A 21,442-nucleotide genomic window follows, 5' to 3' on the forward strand; every position below is an offset into this window, starting at 1 on the left:
AGGAGTTTACTATAACATGTGGTTCAAACGAATCGGTTTATTTTTTCTAATCAACATTTTAATTATGGTGACGATTTCAATCATCACCAGCGTTTTCGGTCTTAAGGGATATATTTCTAGCAGTGGTCTAAACATGACTGCGCTTCTTACCTTATGCTTAATTTGGGGTATGACAGGATCGCTAATTTCGCTCGCACTTTCAAAGATGATGGCGAAATGGATGATGGGTGTAGAGATCATTGATGCGCGTGGTCCTTATGGACATTTATATACATCGATCCAACGGTTAAGTCAAGCTGCAAGAATTCCAATGCCCGAAGTAGGAATTTACAATTCTCCAGAAGTAAATGCATTTGCAACCGGACCTAGTCAATCCAGCGCATTAGTTGCAGTATCCACTGGACTATTAGAGCGAATGAATGCAAATGAGGTAGATGGAGTGTTGGCGCATGAAGTATCTCATATTGCTAACGGTGACATGGTAACAATGACATTGATTCAAGGTGTAGTGAATGCTTTTACAATGTTTCTTGCAAGAATCATTAGCTACGGAGTCACAATGGCAATGAGTCGCAACGATGATGACGGTCCTTCTGTTTTTAGCTCAGGACTTTATTTTGTAATCACTCTCGTTCTAGACATTATATTCAGTATCTTGGGCTCTATGGTTGTTGCCTACTTTTCTAGACAAAGAGAATTTAGAGCGGACGCAGGTGGAGCAAAACTTTCAGGAAGAGCTAATATGATTGCCGCTCTTGAAAATTTGAAACGAACATTTGATGTTGTAGAAGATGATAATAGAGCACCTAGCATGGCTTCTCTAAAGATTTCTTCGCATAAAGGTGGTTGGTTCGCATTATTCTCAACTCACCCTCCTCTCGAAGATAGAATTGCCGCTTTGAGAAGTGCAAAGTAATTTTTAAAACCTTTTAATCTATAACGCAACGCACGAAGTTTAAAGTTTTGGAACAATAGGATTTTTTCCTTCGTGTGTTCCTTTTCGGGGAAGTTTTCACACACAATTCAAACTACTACTCTTCGTAGATTGATATTGATTATTTAACACTTCAAAATTTCTTATTGTAAAAAGCTTCACTCAGAATTAATTTGGAATTTAAAGAGAGGTAGTATGAATCTCGAAAGTATCAATCACGAATTAGTCTTATTTATTTTATTCAATATTATCATAGTTATAATGCTTGTAATAGACTTGGGGTTATTAAGCAAGAAAACTGACCACACAATGTCAGTCAAACGAGCTGGAATCTGGACACTGATTTGGATTTCAGTTTCTTTCTTGTTTGCGGGCGCAATCTATTTTTATGATACGAATCCAAGCAATCTAAATGATTCCGGCTACAGTAAAACTAAGACATTAGAATATATAGCTGGATATCTACTCGAAAAATCACTTTCCATAGATAACCTATTTGTATTTATCATGATCTTTCAAAAATTTAAAATAGGACCTAGAGAGCAGCCGGATATTTTAAAATGGGGAATCATCGGAGCAGTCATTCTTCGTGCAATTATGATTTTAGCTGGAGCAACTCTTGTTGCAAGCTTCGCGTGGATTCTTTATATTTTTGGGTTTTTTCTATTATACACTGCAATTAAAATGTTCGTCCACAAAGAAGAAGAGGAGGAATCCTTTATTCCTGAAAAGCATTTTGTATTTAGAATGCTTAAAAAATCGTTCCTCTTTCTACTCGTTCCGTAGAAGGTAAATTTTTTATAATTGAAAATGGAAAGAGAATGGCAACTCCTCTCTTTGTGGTTCTAGTTATGATCGAATCAAGCGATGTAATGTTTGCGCTCGATTCGATACCGGCAGTATTCTCTATCACACAAGATCCATTCATCGTTTATACTTCGAACATTTTTGCTATCCTTGGACTTCGTTCTCTCTACTTTATGATTAGCGGCATAATGGACTTATTCGTATATTTAAAGCATGGAGTAGCCATTATCCTCGCTTTCGTTGGATTTAAAATGCTTTTACCACTTTATGGTGAATTAATGAATGTTGAAAAAATTCATATTGATATCCAGGTTTCACTGGCTGTCATCATCACGCTACTCTTTGGATCCATACTAATATCTTTACCAGAATATTATAAAAATAAAAAAGCAGGAGTTTCTAAATGAGGAAGACATTTTTAGTAGCAATCACAATCAGCTTATTTCTAAATTTTTCTCTTTCAGCCAAAGAAGTGCCAAGTAGTGGAGAGATGATTTCAGAATTATTGGTTCGACCTCTCGGATTAGCGGGATTAGCCGTCGGGACAAGTTTATTCATTGTGACATTGCCATTTGGCGTATTAAATAGAGTATCAACAGGATCATGGGAATCGGTTATAAGTTCTGGCAGACGACTCGTATTAGCTCCAGCTCTATTTACATTCGCACGCGGCGTCGGTGATTATCCCGATCATATGGAAGAAATTGAATTAGTAAAGGAGTAATTTATGGATAAGGCAAATTTAAACGAATGGGAAAAAGTCGCAAAAGAAGCTGACTTAAAAGGGAAAGACGTATCTTCTTTGAACTGGAATTCTCCAGAAGGCATCATCATCAAGCCTCTTTACACTTATGAAGATTTGGAAAATTTAGGAAACACAAACACGCTTCCGGGGATATTTCCATTTATCCGCGGTCCACGTGCAACGATGTATTCTCATCAACCTTGGACAGTAAGACAATATGCAGGTTTTTCTACTGCCGAGGCGTCTAACGCATTTTATAGGAAAAACCTTGCTGCCGGACAAAAAGGATTATCCGTTGCATTCGACTTAGCAACACACAGGGGCTATGACTCAGACCACGAAAGAGTAACAGGAGATGTGGGCAAAGCGGGAGTAGCCATTGACTCAGTTGAGGACATGAAAATCTTATTTGATCAGATTCCTCTCAAAGACATGTCTGTCTCTATGACAATGAATGGAGCCGTAATTCCAATTCTTGCTATGTTCATCGTTGCAGGAGAAGAGCAAGGTGCAAAAGTTTCTGAGCTTTCAGGAACAATTCAAAACGATATTCTAAAAGAATTCATGGTGCGCAATACTTACATTTACCCACCAAAGCCTTCTATGAAAATTATTGGCGATATCATAGAATACACTTCTAAGAATATGCCAAGGTTCAATTCCATTTCAATCAGTGGATATCATATTCAAGAAGCGGGCGGAAATGCAGTGCAAGAACTCGCTTATACTTTGGCAGATGGAATGGAGTATGTAAAAACTGCCTTAGACAAAGGTCTGGCTATTGATGATTTTGCGCCAAGGCTTTCTTTCTTCTTTGGAATTGGAATGAATTTCTTTATGGAGATTGCAAAACTTCGTGCAGCTAGATATTTCTGGGCAGAACTAATTAAACCTTATAATCCTAAAAAACCAATGAGTGCAGCACTTAGAACTCATTGCCAAACTTCAGGATGGAGTTTAACCGAGCAAGACCCTTATAACAACGTTATCCGCACTACCATTGAAGCAATGGCGGCTGTGCTCGGCGGAACACAGAGTCTACACACTAACGCATTAGATGAAGCGGTTGCACTGCCAACAGAATTCTCTGCTCGTATTGCACGTAACACCCAGTTAATCATTCAAAACGAAACTCATATTCCTAGAGTCATTGATCCTCTTGGTGGTTCTTATTACATTGAGTCTCTAACCCACTCTATCATCGTTGAGGCAAAAAAACTTTTCGATGAAGTGCAAGCTCATGGTGGCATGGCAGGAGCTGTAGAAGCAGGTCTCCCAAAAATGAAAATCGAAGAGTCTGCCGCAAGACGTCAAGCGTTAATCGATCAAGGTCTAGATGTTATAGTTGGAGTCAACAAGTTCAAACTCAAAACTGAAGACAAGATGGAAATCCTAGATATTGACAACACAGCAGTTCGAGAAAGTCAGATTGCTAGAATCAATGCAATCAAAGCTAAGCGAGACACAGCAGCGGTTAACGCGGCATTAAACGCTATCACAGAAGCGAGCCAATCTGGTAAGGGTAATCTACTTGATCTAGCGGTTGACGCTGCACGTAAACGAGCTACTCTTGGCGAAATTTCTTATGCAATGGAAAAAGTATTTGGACGGCATCAGGCTGTTATCCGCACTATCAGCGGCGTCTACTCTAGCTTAAATCAAGACAACGAAAAATTCCAATCTGTAATTAAACGTGTTGAAGAATTTGCAAAGAAAGAAGGTCGTCGTCCTAGAATGCTAGTCGCAAAGATGGGACAGGATGGACACGATAGAGGTGCAAAGGTTATTTCTACATCTTTTGCTGATATGGGATTTGATATTGATGTGGCTCCCCTATTCCAGACTCCAGCAGAAGTTGCAAAGCAGTCTATCGAGAATGATGTGCATATCATCGGAGTATCCTCACAGGCAGCGGGGCATAAGACTCTTATCCCTGAACTTGTAGAAATCTTGAAGAAAGAAAATGCTAGCGACATATTGATAATAGCCGGTGGAGTCATTCCTGTGCAAGATTATGATTTCTTGTATCAACATGGAGTAGCGGCAATTTTTGGTCCTGGCACAGTCATCCCTGATGCAGCGGCAAAGATTTTGGATATTTTAGAGAAGAAGGGAAAAGCCTAGGCTTTAACTTTGAAAGAAAAAACTGGTGTGCCAAAATCCATTGCGGACTTGTTGTATACACCCTTATACAAAGTTTTCTTTCTAATTAGTTTTCTCACTTCGTTTGTATTCTCATGTTTTTTGGTTCTAATTCAGCACAGAAATCAAGAACTTCAGAATGCATACGAAGTGTTAGAGACAAATGGCGTAAAATCTTTTTCGACAATTACAGGTTATCATCTAGTAGTCAGCGAAAAACAGAAGCGGCATATATACACTTACCTCGTCACAGATGAATTCGGAAAATTACATGAAATTACCGAATTTGTCGATGACAAATCTCATCTCAGACTTCGCGTAGGGAATACAGTTGTTACCCGCCAGAAGAAAGTTTTCCTAGCGGGAAAGGATAGAATTCTTTCCAGAATTGATGGAAATAAACAGATTTTACCAAACTATAATTACTTGGAAAAAATTGCGCTTTTTGGAATAGGATTTTCTATTCTAATTGGATTCGGTGGAATCTTTTTAGTTGTATTTAAGCGAGAGTTAGCTTAGCTAATTGAAAAGCTTTACTCTAAATCCTGACTTGACTCTGTTTCTTTCACGTTAATAAACTCCACTTGTGATGGACTTTGAAGATGAAGCTCCGGATCAAGTTGATATAAAATCAAAGTTAAATAATTTTGATATCTAACAATATACATATACTCCGTAAAATGAATATGTCTTATTTCTTTCTTAATCTTCCTCATCCATTTACTATCTTCTTGCACTCTTTTAAATTTTATAGTAGTCGGAGAAATTCCATCGAGAGTTTCTTTTGACACTGAACGATCTCTTTTAGCAATCTCCTTCTTAAAAACTCGAATTATATTTTGATTCAGTTTCTTTTTGTCTTTATCCTCTTTTTGTAAATGCTTAGGCAAATTCAAATAGTAATAAGTATAAAAAACTTTATCTAACTCTTCATCATCTAGTGAACTTGTCTTAGCTGCCGGCTCTTTTTCTTTCTCCGGCTTAACTTCATTGGGTGGAGGAACAGTTGTCTTGACACTTATACCTCTAGATGTGCTTTGAGCGGAAACTGTTATGGCAATTAAAAAAATAAGTAGATATTTCATGCTAATAATCATCGGCGTTTTCAATATAAATTCTTAAGCATTGCAGTGCATGTCACGCATTTTATTGGTAACAAATCAAGTAGCTACACGAGGACTTAATGCAAATAATTCTGGACGATTGCAAATAGAGTCAGAAAGTTTTAAATTTTATAATTTTCTGTAATTTCAGTCTTGACTGAAATTACAGAAAAAATATGTTCGTAAAGAATTAATCTATCATGAAAGCAAAGAAGAAGAATATCACCAAGAAGAGTAAAAAATTAACATTAGATTCGCAAATGATGGACTTTGTTAATAAAATGGGGAAATATTATGAAAACTTTGGAATATCTAGAATCGGCGGTCAAATGGTAGGTCTAATGCTTATTACTGAAGATGGAATTTCTCAGGAAGACATGCAACGGATTCTCGGTGTTAGCCGAAGTAGCATTTCTACAAACCTGAAGATGCTTTTATTAAATGCAGGCATTAAAGAAGTTCATGTTCAAGGGGATAGAAAATCATACTTTATGGTTTCTGACAGAGCAGTAGAAGATTCCATACTTCGCAAGATCAATAGCTATGATTATTTATGCGAAGTTGTAAATGAAGGCATTGATAGTCTGAAGAAAAAAGGCAATTCAGCAGAAAAGCTTTTTGGTGTTCTTCAATGGATCAATTTAGACAAAGAAATTTCTCTAGAACTTCTAGAGAAGTGGAAGAATAGAACTAATAAAAAATAAATTTCAATAGGACGTAACAATGATTAAACTCTTTTCCATAATTCTAAGCGCTTTATTACTAAACTGCGCTTCTTCAAGTGCAGGTATTTCAACTAGTAACATACCTATTGCAAATAAAAAATACAAAGTTATAGGACCCGTAGAAGCAAAACATTCTTGGTTTACTCTCGATGTAGCGCTCCTTGCAGTTTCATTTAGCAATCCTCCTATCAACGAAATGATGGATGAAATGATTAAATCAAAAGAAGCAGATGCACTCATCAATATTCGTTATTGGCAAGATAGGACGATTATTCTTTTTTTAACTAGAAATCGATTAGGGATAAACGCAGAAGCCGTTAAATTTGCAGATGAAACAGCACCTGAAACAAATGCTAAAAAAACTCGCTAACACAATCATTCCATTGTTTCTTTTAAATTGCGTGATGGTGATTTCTTATCCGACTAATTTAAATCGAAGAGCGGATAATATCCATATAGCTCCATCTGCTACAATTATTCGCTCAGAGGGATATAAAATCTTAGGAACAGAAACGGGAGAGACTTCCACCTTTTTCTTATTTGGATTAATTCCAATGACTAATCCGCTTAATATGGAGTATGCGCTCAGTCAAGCAGTGCAAAAAGTGGAAGGCGGCGACTCTATGGTAAATATGACTCTATGGCATGAAACGCATTACTTTTATCCACTCGGAACAGTTTCCGTGACAAAGGTTCGTGGCGATATTGTATCCTTGAAAACCGACTCACAAGCACCATTGTTTGAAGAGACAAACAAGAATAAGCCGCTACCTGTAAAAAAAGGCGTAGCCAAATAAATAGGAGAAGTTAAAATTTGAAACTAATTCTTTTCTTCCTAGCTTTTCTAATTTCCTGTAATGAGAAACCTGTGCCGGCTTGGGATGCGCAATCGCAAATTAATGCAGCGGTTACCTATAAAGCCAAAGCCTGTCGCGATGAATGTGTAAACAACGCGATAACAGCAACAGCCAAAGCAGACTGTAGGGAAACCATTCCACAACCTCCCCTTTTAGTATTTACAGACCAAGATAGTCGCAATCTCAATCTTTGTAGTGTTGCTATTACAAGAACTGGTTGTCCTTTTGCGGGGTATCCGATCATTTGCCTCGGCATCTATACGACAGAAAAACTCGGAGATGTTCCTTGGTATCTGAATTTTAATAACGATCTTGCGAAGAGGCAGATAAAATAATTCTATGAAATCTATAACAACATACAAAAGAAATTGGTTTTTATTTTTATTTATTCTATTGACCCTTAGCTCAGAGATTTCTGCTGTAGCCTTTAGAGGAAGACTTTTTAGCAGAGTCAAAAATCAAGGCGAAGCAGGATTAACCGTGATAATTGTAACACCTACTTCTAAAATACCCGCACAAACTGATGCGGAGGGGTATTTTGATGCAGAGGTTCCGAGTCTTGGAAATTATACATTTAGAATTTTAAGAACTACAGGAATTCAAGAATTGGAAAAATCAATTACTGCCGATGGGGAAGTGGTTACCATTTATACAGATAAGACTCCAAAACCAAAAGGGGGAATTGACGTAGAAGGACAAAAGGATAAAACAATTCTTTCCCGTTACAAAGTTCGTTATGATGAAATCAAGCGTATGCCAGGAACTTTAGGCGAAGCCCTTAACGCATTACAGACATTACCCGGAGTTTTTGCTCCTCCTCCCTTTGCAGGAAATAACGGTGGATGTTTTGGTGGAATTGTAATTCGCGGAGCGGATTGTAGAACAAACACTTACCTATACGATGATCTACCAATTTATTATGCATATCATTTTGATGGCATAAACTCTGTTATCCACAATGACCTAATCAAAACAATTGATATTTATACGGGAGCCTATCCTGCCAATTTCAACAACGCAACTGGTGGGGTGGTTGAAATTGAATCCAATGAAGCTACAAAAAAAGCAACGGGTTCTTTTAATATGTCCTTTCTACTTGGTCAAGCCATGTATCAGACTCCGCTATTCAACGGCAAAGGGTATTTAGCCGCAGGTGGAAAGGTTGGTTATCTTGATAAGACTCTTGGCTCAACTGGTTTAGTCCCGGAAGGAATTCGTCTTCCTCAATACAATAGCTCAAATGTGAAATTCATTTATAATTTTAATTCCCAACACCAAATATCTTTTACATCTCTCACAGCACTCGATGGATTTGTATTAAAAGCACCTGGTTTTTTTGGTTCTAATGATCCTACCAAGGAACCGTTAGGCGCTGTAGCTGGAGCAAGCGTATCTGCAGGACAGGGATACCGCACTATGGCTCTTCGTTACACATGGACACCAAGCACAAAGTTCAGTAACCGGATAACACTGATTAACTACGAACCTTTCAATAATACAAACGTTCAATTTGGCTCAATCCAAGCAACCTTCAGAGCAAGTGCACCGTATATAGGAGTAAGACAAGACTTAGTATGGAATCCTGCAAGCTTCCTGAAAATAGATGCTGGAACAGAGGGAAGAGTAATTAATTACAACATTACCGGCTTTGGTGTTAGACTAAAAGACCCAAACAATCCTTCTCCCAACCCGTATGATATAACAACACCAGCATTTGAAAAAGCAGATATAACACAACAGACAAAGAGCAATTATTTTAATGCCTATACAACTTTCCATTTTACTTTTGGAAATTTCAAATTCGAACCAGGTATTCGTCATGATTTTATTGATTATGGAAAACAAGGAGCTACAGGTCCGCGAGCAACAGTTTCTTACAAAGTAAATGGAATTTTAAAAGGAACAACTTTCTTCGGAGGTGCAGGGGATTACGCGCGTTTTCCTTACTTTGATCAAGCGATTTCAAGAGAGTCAGGAAATCCAAACATACAATTTGAAAAAGCTCGCAAATATGGGGGAGGTATTGACCAACAGATTACAGAGGAATGGTCAGTGAAGGGAGAACTTTTCAAACAAGAATTCACAAGCCAAATCGTAAACGATCCTTATATCTCTGAGCCCTATGGTTTAAATCCAGACAAATTCCAAAGATTGCAAAGACCGGTTGTAACCAATCGAGCATTGAACTATTCCAACAGTGGAACCGGTTGGTCGCATGGATACGAATTATACATTAAAAAAGCAAATCGCCCTAATTCAAAAGACTGGTTCGGCTGGATTTCTTACACTTGGTCGCAGTCCTTTCGCAATAATAATATTTACAATGCAGACTATGATCCAAACAAAAATCGAATCCTCAGTGGAGACGAACAACGATTACGCGCACTGTATCCAAACTCAAGAGAGACAATTTTTGATTATGATATAACACAATTACTCAGTGTAGTCTATGGATGGAGATTAACAGAAGAATACCAAATTGGTGGACGTTGGTTTTATCGAACGGCTACTCCCTATACTCCGGTCATTGGTGATGACGGTGGTCAATTTAAAAATCCTTACAACAACCAAATCTATTGGAATCCAAGATATTCTACAAATCCTTATTCCACAGACTATACAAATTCAAGAAGACAAGCACCTTATCATAGATTTGATATACGAATTGATAAATTCCTGAGTTATGAATGGGGCTATGTAAATCTGTATTTAGAGATAATCAATATGTATGTGCGAAAAAATATCAATGGAGAAAATTTTAGCACAACGGCTCCCTACTCAAAACGAAACCCAGAGCCGCAAAATGATTTTTTCACACTGCAACTTCCCAGTGGAATGCTGATTCCATTTTTCAACGTGGGCATGGAGGTGAGATTCTAATGTTTTTCAAAATTACTTTACTATTCATTTTATTATTTCAAATTTCGTGTGCAAATGAAAATAAAAAAAGTTACCAGGATTTATATGCGCTTCGCATTCTCTTAGAAACTGCAACGAAAGCAAAACCAGATCCTGTCGCAACCTGTCAATCAGGGATGATCGCAATGCAAAATTGCGCAGCAACAGCACCTGAATTTTCATCATTTACTTTAACAGAAACAATTTTCATTGGAAGTATTACTTTTAATAAATTTCTTACTTACTCAGATTATTGTAACGAGACTGTAAAAAATGATCCTTATCGAACAATGTCAGATTCATTGAAAGAATGTTATTTGAAATGTGACATTAGTTACTGGAAGACAAGAAAAAATTTAAACATCTGTAATGTGTCCTATAAAACAATGTTCGAAGGAAGTTTTTCGGATAGTGGAACAAGTAATTGCAAAAGAAATTGTGTGTTACCAACAAACAACACACCATGATTAATTGAAAAAACATAATGTAAAAAAATGGAAATGCAAAAAGATAGTCATAAAACTAAAAACATTTGGAAATCATAGAATAACTTTAAAAGGAATACACCATGGAACAGCTTGTTGATATTGGAGAACAACTCATTTTTATATTAATGGGATTAGCTAGCGTATTGGCATTGGCAGTCGGATTTGAAAGAGCAATTATTTTTTCAAGGTTTGCAAAGGGCGGAGAAAACACCCTCAAAGCAATTATCGAGCGACTCAGAAGAAAAGATATCAAAGGTATCGAAGAGTCTTCTCAGAATCCAACGAACGTTTACTCACGATTTGCCGGATTTTCTGCTGAGCATTACCCTGATGGACAAGAAGCGTTAGTCGAAATGATGGCAGGAAAAGCCATTGAAGAAAGAATTCAATTAGAGAAAAGACTTCCAATTCTATCTACTCTGGGAAATAACGCACCGTTCTTAGGGCTACTTGGAACAGTTCTCGGAGTTATCAAAGCATTCAATGGTCTAGGAACTCTTGGAAATTCAGGAGCGGAGGTAGTTATGAAAAGTATTTCTACTGCCCTACTCGCAACCGCTGCCGGCTTGTTCGTAGCAATTCCTGTAGTGATGGTAAATAATTTTTTCGCTAAGAAGCTAAAAGTGATTATCCAGAACTTAGAAATTATTTCAAAAGAATTCATAGCAAGTTATAGTAGAAAATGAAAAAAATCTGCCACAGAGTCACGGAGACACAGAGATTAAGATATAGTTTAATATCTATCGGTGTTCATCTGTGCCCATCGGTGGTAATCTTTTAAAAGTAGGAGGCAGAATTATGGCAATGGCGTCACAATCAGGCGATGATGATGAAATAGGGAATATCAATATTACCCCCATGGTGGATGTAATTTTAGTATTACTCGTAATCTTCATGGTAACAGCAAACTTTCTAAAGAAAGAATCAATCAATATCAATTTGCCCAAAGTGCAAGCAGCAGATCCTAACGTTGCTCAATCTGTTCAAGTGGCGATAACGCGGGATGGAAAAATTCTATTAGAAGGTCAATCTACTACGGAAGAAAAGTTGTTTGCCAATCTTCAGAGAGACTCTAAGTTCAGACCCAATATGAGACTCACTCTATCGGCAGATGAGAATTTATCCTATGGAACGATTACGAAATTAATGGGGATTATCCGCAAAGCAGGCGTAACAAAAATCGCGCTCTCGGTCAAGAAGTAGGTCACACATGAAAGATAAGATTAAAAAAATAATACAAAATAATCTTTTTGGGGCTATGTTATTTTTATCTATCTTCCTTCACTTTAGTCTGTATGCGGCGTATTATATTTCCACTATCATTGAATCACAGGAAATTGACTCAGAAAGTGTCAAACAAGATGTAGACGTAAACTTTGAGGAAATTCCACCTGAATTAATCGGCGGAACTTCTAGTCCCGCACCTGTCGAAAAACAGGAATGGGTCGAAGGAAAAAATAAAAATGGGGACGACCCAATCGATGACGATATCAATGTAAATGCTGTTTCTGGAAATGGAACGGATAAGGATGGTTATCTCTTCTCTTTTAATGGAGACAAAGTCCCTACTCCCATTATTGATTTTGATTTGAAACAATTTTTCCCAGCAGCCGCGAAGGCAGCGAACATTACCGAAAAGACTGTTGTAGTTCTTGTGCAGATAGACGAGACCGGTGCGCTCAAAAGTGCGAAGATCGCCTCTGGCAAAGCGGGATATGGCTTTGATGAAGCTGCGATTAAGATTATCAATCTCGCTCGTTTCTCTCCAGGCTACATTGCAGGCAAGCCAGTGAAAATGTCTCATCGCGTGCCAATCAACTTTACATTGGATGAATGACGGGCAGACCCTATTAGCCGCTTAGCAAAGAATGTAATAAAAATTGCTTGCTTAATAATTCATTTTCTCCAGAATAAAACAATGTCCCAATTACAAAAACTGTTAAACGCACATATTGAATATGAAGTCTCCGCATGGAAAGGCGAGAATCTAAAGAAAAGTTTAAAATTTGAAATCGAAAGCCTCTATGATGCGATAGTAGAAATAGAAGCAGAAAAATTCATCGATAAAAAAACAATTCTAGACTATGTCAAATCCTATATAAATTCAAGAGAGATTGAAAAGGAAGCTGAAGATTTAGTTTTGTCATTGGCAGAAGCAACGCACACTCTCATAAGTAAGAACCAAGAGCCATTAACTTCACTTTTCACAAAGAGCATTTTTGAAGATAGCATGAACATGGGAATGGGCATGAAAGAACTTCGAAAGGACATTATCCACACAGTAATCAATTCACCTGTTTACACAAAAATGATTTCAAGCGTAATGTATAATGCGATTGCAGATTTTGTTGGCGGCGAAAATTCTTTTGCCAAAAATGTCCCTGGTGCATTTTCCTTATTTAAAATGGGACAAGACTTTTTAGGAAATATTCCAGGAGTGCAAGCAGGTATCGAGAAGAACCTAACAGCATTTATCCAATCCAATCTACAAAATTCTCTCAAGCAGAGTGAAAAACTTTTAAATCAGGAACTAGATGCGAAGACTTCAAAAGAACTCACAGATGAGATTTGGAATTTTATCAGTGCAAAGAAAATCTCTGACTTACAGCATTATGCCGACAAAGATGATATTAAGAAAATTTTAGCTGTAACCAAAGCAGAATGGAATCACATCAAAGCATCCCTCTTCTACTGCAAATACTAGAGAGCCATATCGACATAATCCTCACTCGTTACAAAGGAAAAAAGATTAACGAACTACTCAGTTTATATAAAATTCAAAAGTCAGACATTACGGATAATCTAGTTAATCTCCTAGATAATTATATTTCGCTACCAGAAATGCAAGCGCATTTACAAAAACGAATCACTCTTAGACTCGAAGGATTTTATAATTCTGAGAATGCTAAAACTGTGTTGTCTTAAGCCGACAATTACAAACCAACACATCTAACATTATTATGATACGGCTTGGGTATATGGAGAATTGCCCCTACATTCAAAACAACAGCCCAGGCACGTTCGGAATCGGATTCATCGCCAGTCCAATACCAATTTGCCGCCCATGTTTTAAATTCGCGAGTATTATATAAAGACAAAAGTTCTTTTTTGGTCGGCATACGCATTCCGTTTGCCTTACATTTTTCGATTGCAGATTTCCAATCTAGACTTCCTTCTTCTTTTCCCCACTCCAAAGATAGGGTTTCTGATTGGATTGAACAAAAAAAATAGAGTAAGATAAATAGAATATTAAAAGGAATTAATCCTTTTTTAAATAATTGCATAGTATTTCTCCTATATAGTTAATTTGATTCAATCAGTCACTGAAAATTATTGACCGACTAACGCGAGTTTCTCCCTCTACTCCACCAGGGCAACAATTTTCTTGTATCCAATTCTTAAAACCTATGGTCATTTAATTTTTTCAATATGACTACCAAACTTCCAGAATTTCTTGAATGACAAAGAAGATACCGAATTGAATCCTATTCAGCGTAGTTAAATAAAGGCAAATATGCATGGAAATCTATTTTAAAAAAGCATTGATAATATTACGAGGATTGCCCGGTAGCGGAAAATCGACATTAGCCAACCTACTCAGTGAAAATGGAAAGTATCCTATTCACTCGATTGATGATTACTTTATAAATCCAAATACAGGCGAATACAAGTTCGAATATCAAAAGAATCACCTTGCTTATAAAAATTGTGAAAAAGAAACAGAGCTTAGCTTAAAAGAAAATTTTGAAAAAGTTTTTTTAGATAACTGTTTTACATTGGAATGGGAATTAGAGCCTTATTTCAAACTGGCATCCAAGTATAATTACAGCATATTTATTCTAACTGTAGAGAATCGACATTCAGGAAAAAATATTCATCAAATAACAAACGACCAATTAATAAAAATGGCAGAGAAATACAAAATACAATTATTACCAAGCGACTTATCAGAGTAGTAATTTCTCTTGCCAGTAAATTACTATTCTAATTTACTAGGAATAATTATAAGAAATCAATCAAATTAAGAATATTCAAGGGCTATTGAATCTTTTATCGGTGCTCTCGGTGTAATCGGTGGTAATCGGTGGTAATCCTTGAATTTTACTTTAAAAAATGGAATAATAAATGTCAAATAAACACGAACAAAAAGAATTCGAATTCAAATCTATCAATAATCTCCTTGGTGTGCACGGAAATGAATTATCATTTCTTGAAAAATTAGAACCAGAAGAAATGAATATGCTACGAAATAAAATCATTTTATTCATGCAAGATGGACAAAAAGAAATTTGGGTGCCGATGGCTAAGGTTAGTAAGTTCATGCCAAATTTTTTGAATGCAAAAGTAAGCGAAGATATTCTAGGACCAAGCATTGCGGCTAATCTCTCTTATCACCTTGATCCGAAAGATGCAATCGGAATCGCAGGACATTTTTCTATCAAATTCTTTTGTGATGTATTAGAGCATTTAGTCCCTGAAAAAATTGAAGGCATGATAAACAAATCCCCATTTGACTTGATGCGTCGAGCGGTTAATGAGCTTATAACCCGAAAAAATTACTTCCTAATTGGAAGCCTGATTGACTACACTCCGATTGACTCAGTAGAAAAAATTGCAAGAGGAATTGAGAAACTATCGGATCTAATATCAATTACCTACAATGCTCGTGACAAAGCGAGGGTCCTCAATCTATTCAAACGATTTGATGATAATAAAATTTTCGGTGTTATGGTTGCAGGGTTAAACAGCAATTTGTCGGAAGAAATTAAAACAATCTATGAGCACGCTGACGATGAGTTATTAGAAAAAACAAGAAAGATTATCCAAGCCAAAGATCCAAATCTATTAGAAAAATACAATTTGATGATAAGCCACTTTGATAAAGATTAAATTGAGAGATTAATTAGATTACCAACAACTTGCATAGACAATGATATCAACTTAAGGGAAACCTATACTCCTGTCACCTCGAATAGCTTCATCCACCCTTCGCTTAGTCGCGAACCAGCGCCTTCGCCAGGTCTATCTTACTTAATCCTATCGTTTTAAGTAAGATAGATTTCTCACATCCGCTTATTTGCTTAGCTGCAAATCATTCGCCAAGAGATGTTCGAAATGACAGTATTCTTTTAGCATTCTCGTGATCTAGCCCTAGAACGGAGCTGTGTTGTCTATACTACCGTTCACAATGTTCGCTGTTGCACTCGATGTAGAAGTTCCAGTTCCAGTCGCACTACCACCCCATTGTGCATTTAACTTTGTCAAGTCAGTTGCACTGCTTCCTGTTGGAACACCAGTTCCTGTAAATAAATTCAACCCAGTTACAGATACTGCATCCAGAGCTGCCGCATACGTTGTGTTAGTCGTAGTTCTTGTAGAAGACAGGAAAGATGTGTTATTTTGTAGAGCGTCATATGCTGTTTTATTGGTATCGGATGCTTCTAGACTTTCTACTCCATACAAACTCACCGTGTTTCCAGACACGCTAAAATAGGCAGGATTTTTAATGTTTGTTAAGAAGTATGTGTCCTTAACACTGTTTGTGCTTGACTGAGCGGTGATGATTGCATCTAAGCAAGTTTTTAGAGCGGCAACTGTTGTTACCCCCGCACCCGTTACGGTGCCACCCGTTGGATTTCCATTGGTAGGAGTAAGAACCACGCTCGGAGCCGCACAGGCACTAACACCTTGCACTAAAGCAACAATTGTAGGATTTGCAAAGATGAAATTTGTCCAAACTTGTCCAATATTTCCCATTGCTGTATTTGCATAAATCGCTGTTGTATTATCAGTTGCAAGCGGAAAAGCGGCATTAATCACAGCTTTGGTAGAATTTCCAATCGCAGAAAACACATAGGCTCTGTTAGCGACAGCAACACCATTAGAATTCGCATTGAAATTATTTACTGTGTATGTTCCATCCATAGATGTAACACCATTTACTTCTTGCACAAAAAAATGAGCTTTGTCTGTGAATGTTGGTCCAATATCTTGTAGGATAACAACCATTGACCGCGTGCTAGTAGTAGCATTATAATCAAATCGGATATATGCCTTTGATAATGTAGTTGCATTTGTAACAGAGGTAAATCGGACAAATACAAATCCACTCATATTTCCAGAAGTGCTGCTTCCAGTGTAATTCATTTCGATTGCTTTGTTGTTTGCGAAAGGAGCAGGAGCATTGTTCCACCAAACTTCTAGTTTTTTTCCACCAGACAAAATCGTGCTAGGTTGAAACTTATACTTCGAAGCTAAGTTAGCCCAACCAGTAGACCCAGCAGGATTACTTCCTTCTATTGCAGTTGTAACAGGAATCACCTCCAATGCTTTTACTATATCGCCTATCGACTTAGCGATATCTCTTGTTGTCTTTGCAGTTCCTCTTACTAAGTCATATACTTTCGAAACAGAAGCGTCATTGGCACTATTCTGAAATTTATAATCTGTTGTAGCAAGAGTTCTAGACTGTCCTTGCACTGACGCAGTCGCGCCAGAGGCAACTGTCTTGTAAATGCTAGAAGGAATTTCAGCAAAACCGGTATACATATCTGTTGTTCTTGTGCTGGTAGCGCTTGCACTGCTAGATCGATTGGAAAGAGCCGCTAAGGCAAGTAAACTCGTTTTACTGCTGTCATCTTTTTTTTCTGAACACCCTGCTATCAAAGATATTGAAAGCATTACAACGGAACACATCTTTATTATTTTGATCATCGTAATAGTCTCCTAATTTTTTTTCATTCATATGAATTTTAGATTTTTACACAAATCAAACGGATTTTCGGATGTCATGATGTGGTTCGATACGCACGCTCGGAAGTTACTATTCACCAACCAATCCTGTCGAACCATCGCGAATAGAATCAATATCCATCGAAAAGCTCAGGATGACAATTTACCAAAACCAATTTATCTTGTGTATATAAAATCATTTCAAACGAATGCATACAAATCATCTTCCAGATGAGTCTTGCATGTATTAGTATAACAGGTATCTTCTTTTTAATTTTCAATCTATTTTCAAAAATTCATGTGACATTTTAATAAAATTGTATATAATTAAATTTTTAATCAATAAAAGGTTAGTTAAAATTATGGTTTACATTTCATTCCTCTGATTATAGTTCACTGAAGGTGCATAAATGATTTACGAAATTTTACCAAACGAATATGTCTTTCGATTCGAAAGCACAGTAGAAGCGAGTCTAAAAAAAACTTGGGGGTATGTCTCTGATACAGATAGAGCAAACCAATTTCTCGGTCAGCCTGTAATGGAATACCAAGATTTTCCGCTACCGAAAGGAGGAAGTAAAAAAGAAGGACTTCAAACAAATGCAGGATTCGCTTTCCGCTTCGAAGAAAAGCCAGCAGAGTGGGTCGAAGAAAATTTTTATCAAATTGTAAGAAACTATACACAGGGACCTTTTAAGAGATTAATTCATCGTTTAGAATTAACACAAGTCGATGAAAGACATATTCGAATCAAGAACACAATACGCGTTATCCTCCGTTGGAAAATACTAGCACCAATCAATCTTTTAAAATTTTACTTCGATATTATTCCCCGGTATAAAAATTACCAGTTAGCCGTTGCCTCAAGCCCTACTCACAATTACAATATTGGCATTACAGAAATTGTAAAAAATATTAAACCAGAAGAGCACAATGCCCTACTACATAAATTTTCCCTCCTATCTCATAATGAATTACTTTGTGATCTAATCGCTTCGTTTATTTTAAAATCGCAAGACTTGGATCTAATCAAGATTCGCCCCTATCGACTCGCTGTTATTTGGCACGAAGACAAAAGAGAAGTTTTAGAATTTTTCTTGCGAGGAACAAAGGAAGGATTTTTTGATATGAATTGGGACGTTCTTTGTCCCTCTTGCCGTGGAGCAAAGTCAAGTTCTCATTCCCTTTCAGACATGAAAAAAAAAGTGCATTGTTCTTCTTGCAATGTAGATTATGAAGCTGATTTTGATAAGTCGGTGGAATTAACATTTACGCCTAACGCATCGATTCGCAAAGTGTTTGGTGGTGTATATTGCGCATCTGGACCAGGCAGCACTCCACATCTAAAATCCCAAGTTCGGGTTTTACCAAATCAAACGGAAGAGTTCGAATATACACTGTTAGCTGGAGTTTATAAAGTCTACAGTCAACAAAGCAAGGCAGTATTAGATATAACAGTTGAATCATCGGGGCAAACAATCGATACCCTCCATTACAATGGAATAGAAAGTCAAAAGATTTCCATTCTTCCGGGCAAGAAAAAATTTCTACTCTCAAATTCTGATTTAACAGAAGAGATTACAGTCAAACTCGAACACGCCACATGGCTAGAAAATATCGTGACGGCTTCCGAAGTAACCGCAATGCAAGAGTTCCGCGAATTATTTTCTTCTCAAGTTCTTCGTCCTGGGGAAGAAATTGGAATTAAAAATCTAACAATTCTATTTACTGATTTAAAAGGCTCAACAGAATTTTATAATACCCGCGGAGATGCATTTGCCTACAAAGCTGTCAGTAGTCATTTTGATATTCTAATTCGAAACATTTCAAAATACGATGGAGCGATTGTAAAAACGATTGGGGATGCTATCATGGGAATTTTCCTTTTGCCGGTAAACGCGGTATTATATTCCATTCAAGTGCAAAAAGAAATTAAAGAATTAAACAAAAAAGAATATGGAGAAAATGTAATTATCCTCAAGGTAGGAATTCACAGTGGTCCCGTATTGGCAGTAAATCAAAACGAAAAGCTTGATTATTTTGGAAAGACTGTAAATCTCGCCGCCCGTGTAGAAGGCAAATGTAAAGGTGGAGATATTGTCATTACCCGCACACTCTACGAAAACGAAGCAGTCAAAGAATTAATTGAAAAAGAAAAAATTAAAATAGAAATCTTTGAATCCAATTTAAAGGGATTCGAAGAAAGTTCAGAATTAGTAAGACTTATTTTATCGGAGCAGTAAAATGACAGAAATAAATAGCGCTAACCATGGTCGTCAGGAAGATCGACGCCATCTAATTTATTATTTAAAAGTGGAGAACCGTTACACAAATGAATTAATTGGACGTGTAGTGGATATTACAGGAAAAGGGTTACTTCTAATTAGCCGTGAAAAAATTACAAACCAATTAGAAATCCCAGTCCGAATTGAATTAGGAGATGAATTATTTCAGGAAATCAATGGACATTTAGAATTGAATATTCGATGTCGCTGGAGTAAAGAAGATATTAATCCAGATTATTTCGTAAATGGATTTGAATTTATAAACCAAACACCTGAGCAAGAGAACATCATCAACAACCTAATTGAAGCAATCGGATTTAGAGAGTAATTTTATACTCCATTAGAAAATAAAAGCCCCTGTAAATGGGCAAATATGACAACTCGATTTTTATTCGTTTGCCATCACTTGAAGTATAAACTCAGCGGCTTCTAAGTTTTTGTTAGCGTCTTCTACCGATTTGCCCCAGACGGTGAGACCATGATTTTCAATTAAAAAAAAAGGCACATCACTAGGACGCTCACACAGAGCACTTTCCAAATCACGTGAAATATCCAGGACAGAGCCATGATTAAAAGTAACGATGACAGAAAAATTTGGCTCTTCTCGAAAGTCTCCAAATGCTTTTAGAATTTCTACATTAGGCAAAAGAAATCTAGTTGCAGAATTTAACTTTTGTAATCCAAAATGCAGCTTACAAGAAGTAACCGTATGAACATGAAGCACGGCACAGGCAGAAGGAATTTGTCTATAAATAGCTTGGTGAATAGAAGTCTCGGCACTTGGTTTGTTTGTTGTCTCGCGAAGAATTTTTCCATCGAGGCTCATACAAATAAAGTCTTCTTCTTTCAAACGACCTTTATGCTTTCCAGAAGAGGTAATCCAAAGTTCGCCGCTAGCACGATCGAACACAGACAGATTACCAGCAGTAGCCACCATCCACCCACGATCATAGTAGATGCGGCTATATTCGATTAATTGCTGAATTTCGTTGTGCATAGGGTTTTGCCACGGAGGCACAGAGACACGGAGGTAAAAGAATTTGGTTTGGTGTGGAAAGACAATGGTCACGAAGATTTCGAGCTTTTAATTTCATTTTGGGTATCCATTAATATGTAAAAACAAAACTTAATCTGGCGCAAGACTCTCTTTAAATCCAAAACTCTGTGTCTCTGTGCCTCCGTGGCAAATCTTTTATTCTATACTAGCCACTGCGCCTTCGACATAGTTAGGAACCCAGCCGCTCATATCTTTGAAATAGCGAACTGCTTTGATGCGCATTTTTTCGTCGAGGGTGAACCAGTGCTGTATTCCTTTTGGGACAAAAACAAAGTCAGATTTAAATACATGCACTAAAAAATTTCCCTCCGGAGCGACAAATCCAAAGTAGCCGGAACCATCAATGATATACCGAACTTCTACATCGGAATGAGTATGAACCTTGTCAAACTTAGCCAGCATATCATTAATGCCAGGAACATCAGGATGAAGAACCACTAAATCACGCGTTGTAAAACCTTCCCGCTCTTGTAAGTATTCGAAGCGATTATTAAGAGTTTTAAGTAATTCTTCTTTTTCCAAATCATTTAAAGTTTGTTTTTCGGTATAGGATTTGGAAGCGGAAGGGACAGGCCAATGGTCATACTCCACACCATAGCCTTTTAAAAAATCTTTTACTTCTTCGTTAACGGTAATTTCTGGTTTACCCTTGCGAATGATAGTAGCCAT

General features: G+C 37.1%; 24 protein-coding genes and 1 pseudogene. 20 read left to right on the forward strand and 5 right to left on the reverse strand.

Going from position 1 to position 21,442, the window contains the following annotated elements; translation table 11 throughout:
• Positions 1-16 precede the first annotated feature (16 nt).
• The 5 genes and pseudogenes from htpX (at position 17) to IPH52_06295 (ending at position 5,147) form a co-directional block, all read left to right on the forward strand.
• Complete coding sequence (gene htpX / locus IPH52_06275; protein MBK7054650.1) at positions 17-916, forward strand: protease HtpX; 900 nt, start codon at positions 17-19, stop codon at positions 914-916.
• A gap of 213 nt (positions 917-1,129) precedes the next feature.
• A pseudogene (locus IPH52_06280) lies at positions 1,130-2,148 on the forward strand (TerC family protein).
• Positions 2,149-2,231: 83 nt separating this feature from the next.
• On the forward strand, positions 2,232-2,465 hold the full coding sequence (locus IPH52_06285) for a hypothetical protein (protein ID MBK7054651.1): 234 nt from the start codon (positions 2,232-2,234) through the stop codon (positions 2,463-2,465).
• Between the two features lie 3 nt (positions 2,466-2,468).
• Positions 2,469-4,610: a methylmalonyl-CoA mutase gene (scpA, locus tag IPH52_06290; GenBank protein MBK7054652.1), complete on the forward strand. Its 2,142-nt coding sequence runs from the start codon at positions 2,469-2,471 to the stop codon at positions 4,608-4,610.
• A 9-nt stretch (positions 4,611-4,619) separates the two neighbouring features.
• Complete coding sequence (locus tag IPH52_06295) at positions 4,620-5,147, forward strand: hypothetical protein (GenBank protein MBK7054653.1); 528 nt, start codon at positions 4,620-4,622, stop codon at positions 5,145-5,147.
• Positions 5,148-5,161: 14 nt separating this feature from the next.
• On the opposite strand, the gene IPH52_06300 is transcribed toward IPH52_06295, so the two are convergent.
• Entirely contained in the window at positions 5,162-5,713 is a 552-nt protein-coding gene (locus tag IPH52_06300) for a hypothetical protein (GenBank protein MBK7054654.1), read from the reverse strand.
• Positions 5,714-5,931: 218 nt separating this feature from the next.
• Here IPH52_06300 and IPH52_06305 point away from each other — a divergent pair, with 218 nt between their 5' ends.
• The 11 genes from IPH52_06305 (at position 5,932) to IPH52_06355 (ending at position 13,624) form a co-directional block, all read left to right on the forward strand.
• The gene (locus IPH52_06305; protein MBK7054655.1) at positions 5,932-6,435 is read left to right on the forward strand and encodes a hypothetical protein; all 504 of its coding nucleotides are present in this window, start codon (positions 5,932-5,934) and stop codon (positions 6,433-6,435) included.
• Between the two features lie 22 nt (positions 6,436-6,457).
• Positions 6,458-6,826 (forward strand): hypothetical protein, encoded by a 369-nt coding sequence (locus IPH52_06310; GenBank protein MBK7054656.1) that lies wholly within the window; start codon positions 6,458-6,460, stop codon positions 6,824-6,826.
• Positions 6,807-7,253, forward strand: a complete 447-nt coding sequence (locus IPH52_06315) for a hypothetical protein (protein ID MBK7054657.1) — start codon at positions 6,807-6,809, stop codon at positions 7,251-7,253. The genes IPH52_06310 and IPH52_06315 overlap by 20 nt, the downstream gene beginning before the upstream one ends.
• A gap of 17 nt (positions 7,254-7,270) precedes the next feature.
• Positions 7,271-7,648 (forward strand): hypothetical protein, encoded by a 378-nt coding sequence (locus tag IPH52_06320; GenBank protein ID MBK7054658.1) that lies wholly within the window; start codon positions 7,271-7,273, stop codon positions 7,646-7,648.
• 4 nt (positions 7,649-7,652) lie between these two features.
• On the forward strand, positions 7,653-10,193 hold the full coding sequence (locus IPH52_06325) for a TonB-dependent receptor plug domain-containing protein (GenBank protein MBK7054659.1): 2,541 nt from the start codon (positions 7,653-7,655) through the stop codon (positions 10,191-10,193).
• The gene (locus IPH52_06330; GenBank protein ID MBK7054660.1) at positions 10,193-10,678 is read left to right on the forward strand and encodes a hypothetical protein; all 486 of its coding nucleotides are present in this window, start codon (positions 10,193-10,195) and stop codon (positions 10,676-10,678) included. Before IPH52_06325 ends, IPH52_06330 begins: the two co-directional genes overlap by 1 nt.
• 101 nt (positions 10,679-10,779) lie before the next feature.
• The gene (locus tag IPH52_06335; protein ID MBK7054661.1) at positions 10,780-11,385 is read left to right on the forward strand and encodes a MotA/TolQ/ExbB proton channel family protein; all 606 of its coding nucleotides are present in this window, start codon (positions 10,780-10,782) and stop codon (positions 11,383-11,385) included.
• 112 nt (positions 11,386-11,497) lie between these two features.
• Entirely contained in the window at positions 11,498-11,902 is a 405-nt protein-coding gene (locus IPH52_06340; protein ID MBK7054662.1) for a biopolymer transporter ExbD, read from the forward strand.
• 7 nt (positions 11,903-11,909) lie between these two features.
• Positions 11,910-12,536 (forward strand): energy transducer TonB, encoded by a 627-nt coding sequence (locus tag IPH52_06345; GenBank protein ID MBK7054663.1) that lies wholly within the window; start codon positions 11,910-11,912, stop codon positions 12,534-12,536.
• 81 nt (positions 12,537-12,617) lie between these two features.
• Positions 12,618-13,403 (forward strand): hypothetical protein, encoded by a 786-nt coding sequence (locus IPH52_06350; protein ID MBK7054664.1) that lies wholly within the window; start codon positions 12,618-12,620, stop codon positions 13,401-13,403.
• Complete coding sequence (locus IPH52_06355; GenBank protein ID MBK7054665.1) at positions 13,361-13,624, forward strand: hypothetical protein; 264 nt, start codon at positions 13,361-13,363, stop codon at positions 13,622-13,624. Before IPH52_06350 ends, IPH52_06355 begins: the two co-directional genes overlap by 43 nt.
• Positions 13,625-13,632: 8 nt before the next feature.
• Here the strand turns inward: IPH52_06355 and IPH52_06360 are convergent, their stop codons facing one another.
• Complete coding sequence (locus IPH52_06360) at positions 13,633-13,983, reverse strand: DUF1566 domain-containing protein (GenBank protein MBK7054666.1); 351 nt, start codon at positions 13,981-13,983, stop codon at positions 13,633-13,635.
• A gap of 240 nt (positions 13,984-14,223) precedes the next feature.
• Between IPH52_06360 and IPH52_06365 the strand changes: the two genes are divergently transcribed.
• Both IPH52_06365 and IPH52_06370 read left to right on the forward strand, forming a co-directional pair.
• Positions 14,224-14,655: an AAA family ATPase gene (locus IPH52_06365; protein MBK7054667.1), complete on the forward strand. Its 432-nt coding sequence runs from the start codon at positions 14,224-14,226 to the stop codon at positions 14,653-14,655.
• Between the two features lie 169 nt (positions 14,656-14,824).
• Positions 14,825-15,589, forward strand: coding sequence for a hypothetical protein (locus tag IPH52_06370; protein ID MBK7054668.1), 765 nt, complete (start codon positions 14,825-14,827; stop codon positions 15,587-15,589).
• Between the two features lie 261 nt (positions 15,590-15,850).
• Here IPH52_06370 and IPH52_06375 read toward each other — a convergent pair whose 3' ends face one another.
• Entirely contained in the window at positions 15,851-17,413 is a 1,563-nt protein-coding gene (locus IPH52_06375; GenBank protein MBK7054669.1) for a hypothetical protein, read from the reverse strand.
• A 428-nt stretch (positions 17,414-17,841) separates the two neighbouring features.
• On the opposite strand from IPH52_06375, the gene IPH52_06380 reads away from it, so the two are divergent.
• Together IPH52_06380 and IPH52_06385 are read left to right on the forward strand one after the other, a co-directional pair.
• Positions 17,842-19,674 (forward strand): adenylate/guanylate cyclase domain-containing protein, encoded by a 1,833-nt coding sequence (locus IPH52_06380; GenBank protein MBK7054670.1) that lies wholly within the window; start codon positions 17,842-17,844, stop codon positions 19,672-19,674.
• A gap of 1 nt (position 19,675) precedes the next feature.
• Positions 19,676-20,044 (forward strand): PilZ domain-containing protein, encoded by a 369-nt coding sequence (locus tag IPH52_06385; protein ID MBK7054671.1) that lies wholly within the window; start codon positions 19,676-19,678, stop codon positions 20,042-20,044.
• 60 nt (positions 20,045-20,104) lie between these two features.
• Here the strand turns inward: IPH52_06385 and mtnB are convergent, their stop codons facing one another.
• Together mtnB and IPH52_06395 are read right to left on the reverse strand one after the other, a co-directional pair.
• Positions 20,105-20,713: a methylthioribulose 1-phosphate dehydratase gene (gene mtnB / locus IPH52_06390; GenBank protein ID MBK7054672.1), complete on the reverse strand. Its 609-nt coding sequence runs from the start codon at positions 20,711-20,713 to the stop codon at positions 20,105-20,107.
• 195 nt (positions 20,714-20,908) lie between these two features.
• Positions 20,909-21,442 (reverse strand): acireductone dioxygenase, encoded by a 534-nt coding sequence (locus IPH52_06395; protein ID MBK7054673.1) that lies wholly within the window; start codon positions 21,440-21,442, stop codon positions 20,909-20,911.

It is taken from the genome of Leptospiraceae bacterium (genome assembly GCA_016708435.1).
In the GTDB taxonomy this organism is placed as follows: domain Bacteria; phylum Spirochaetota; class Leptospiria; order Leptospirales; family Leptospiraceae; genus UBA2033.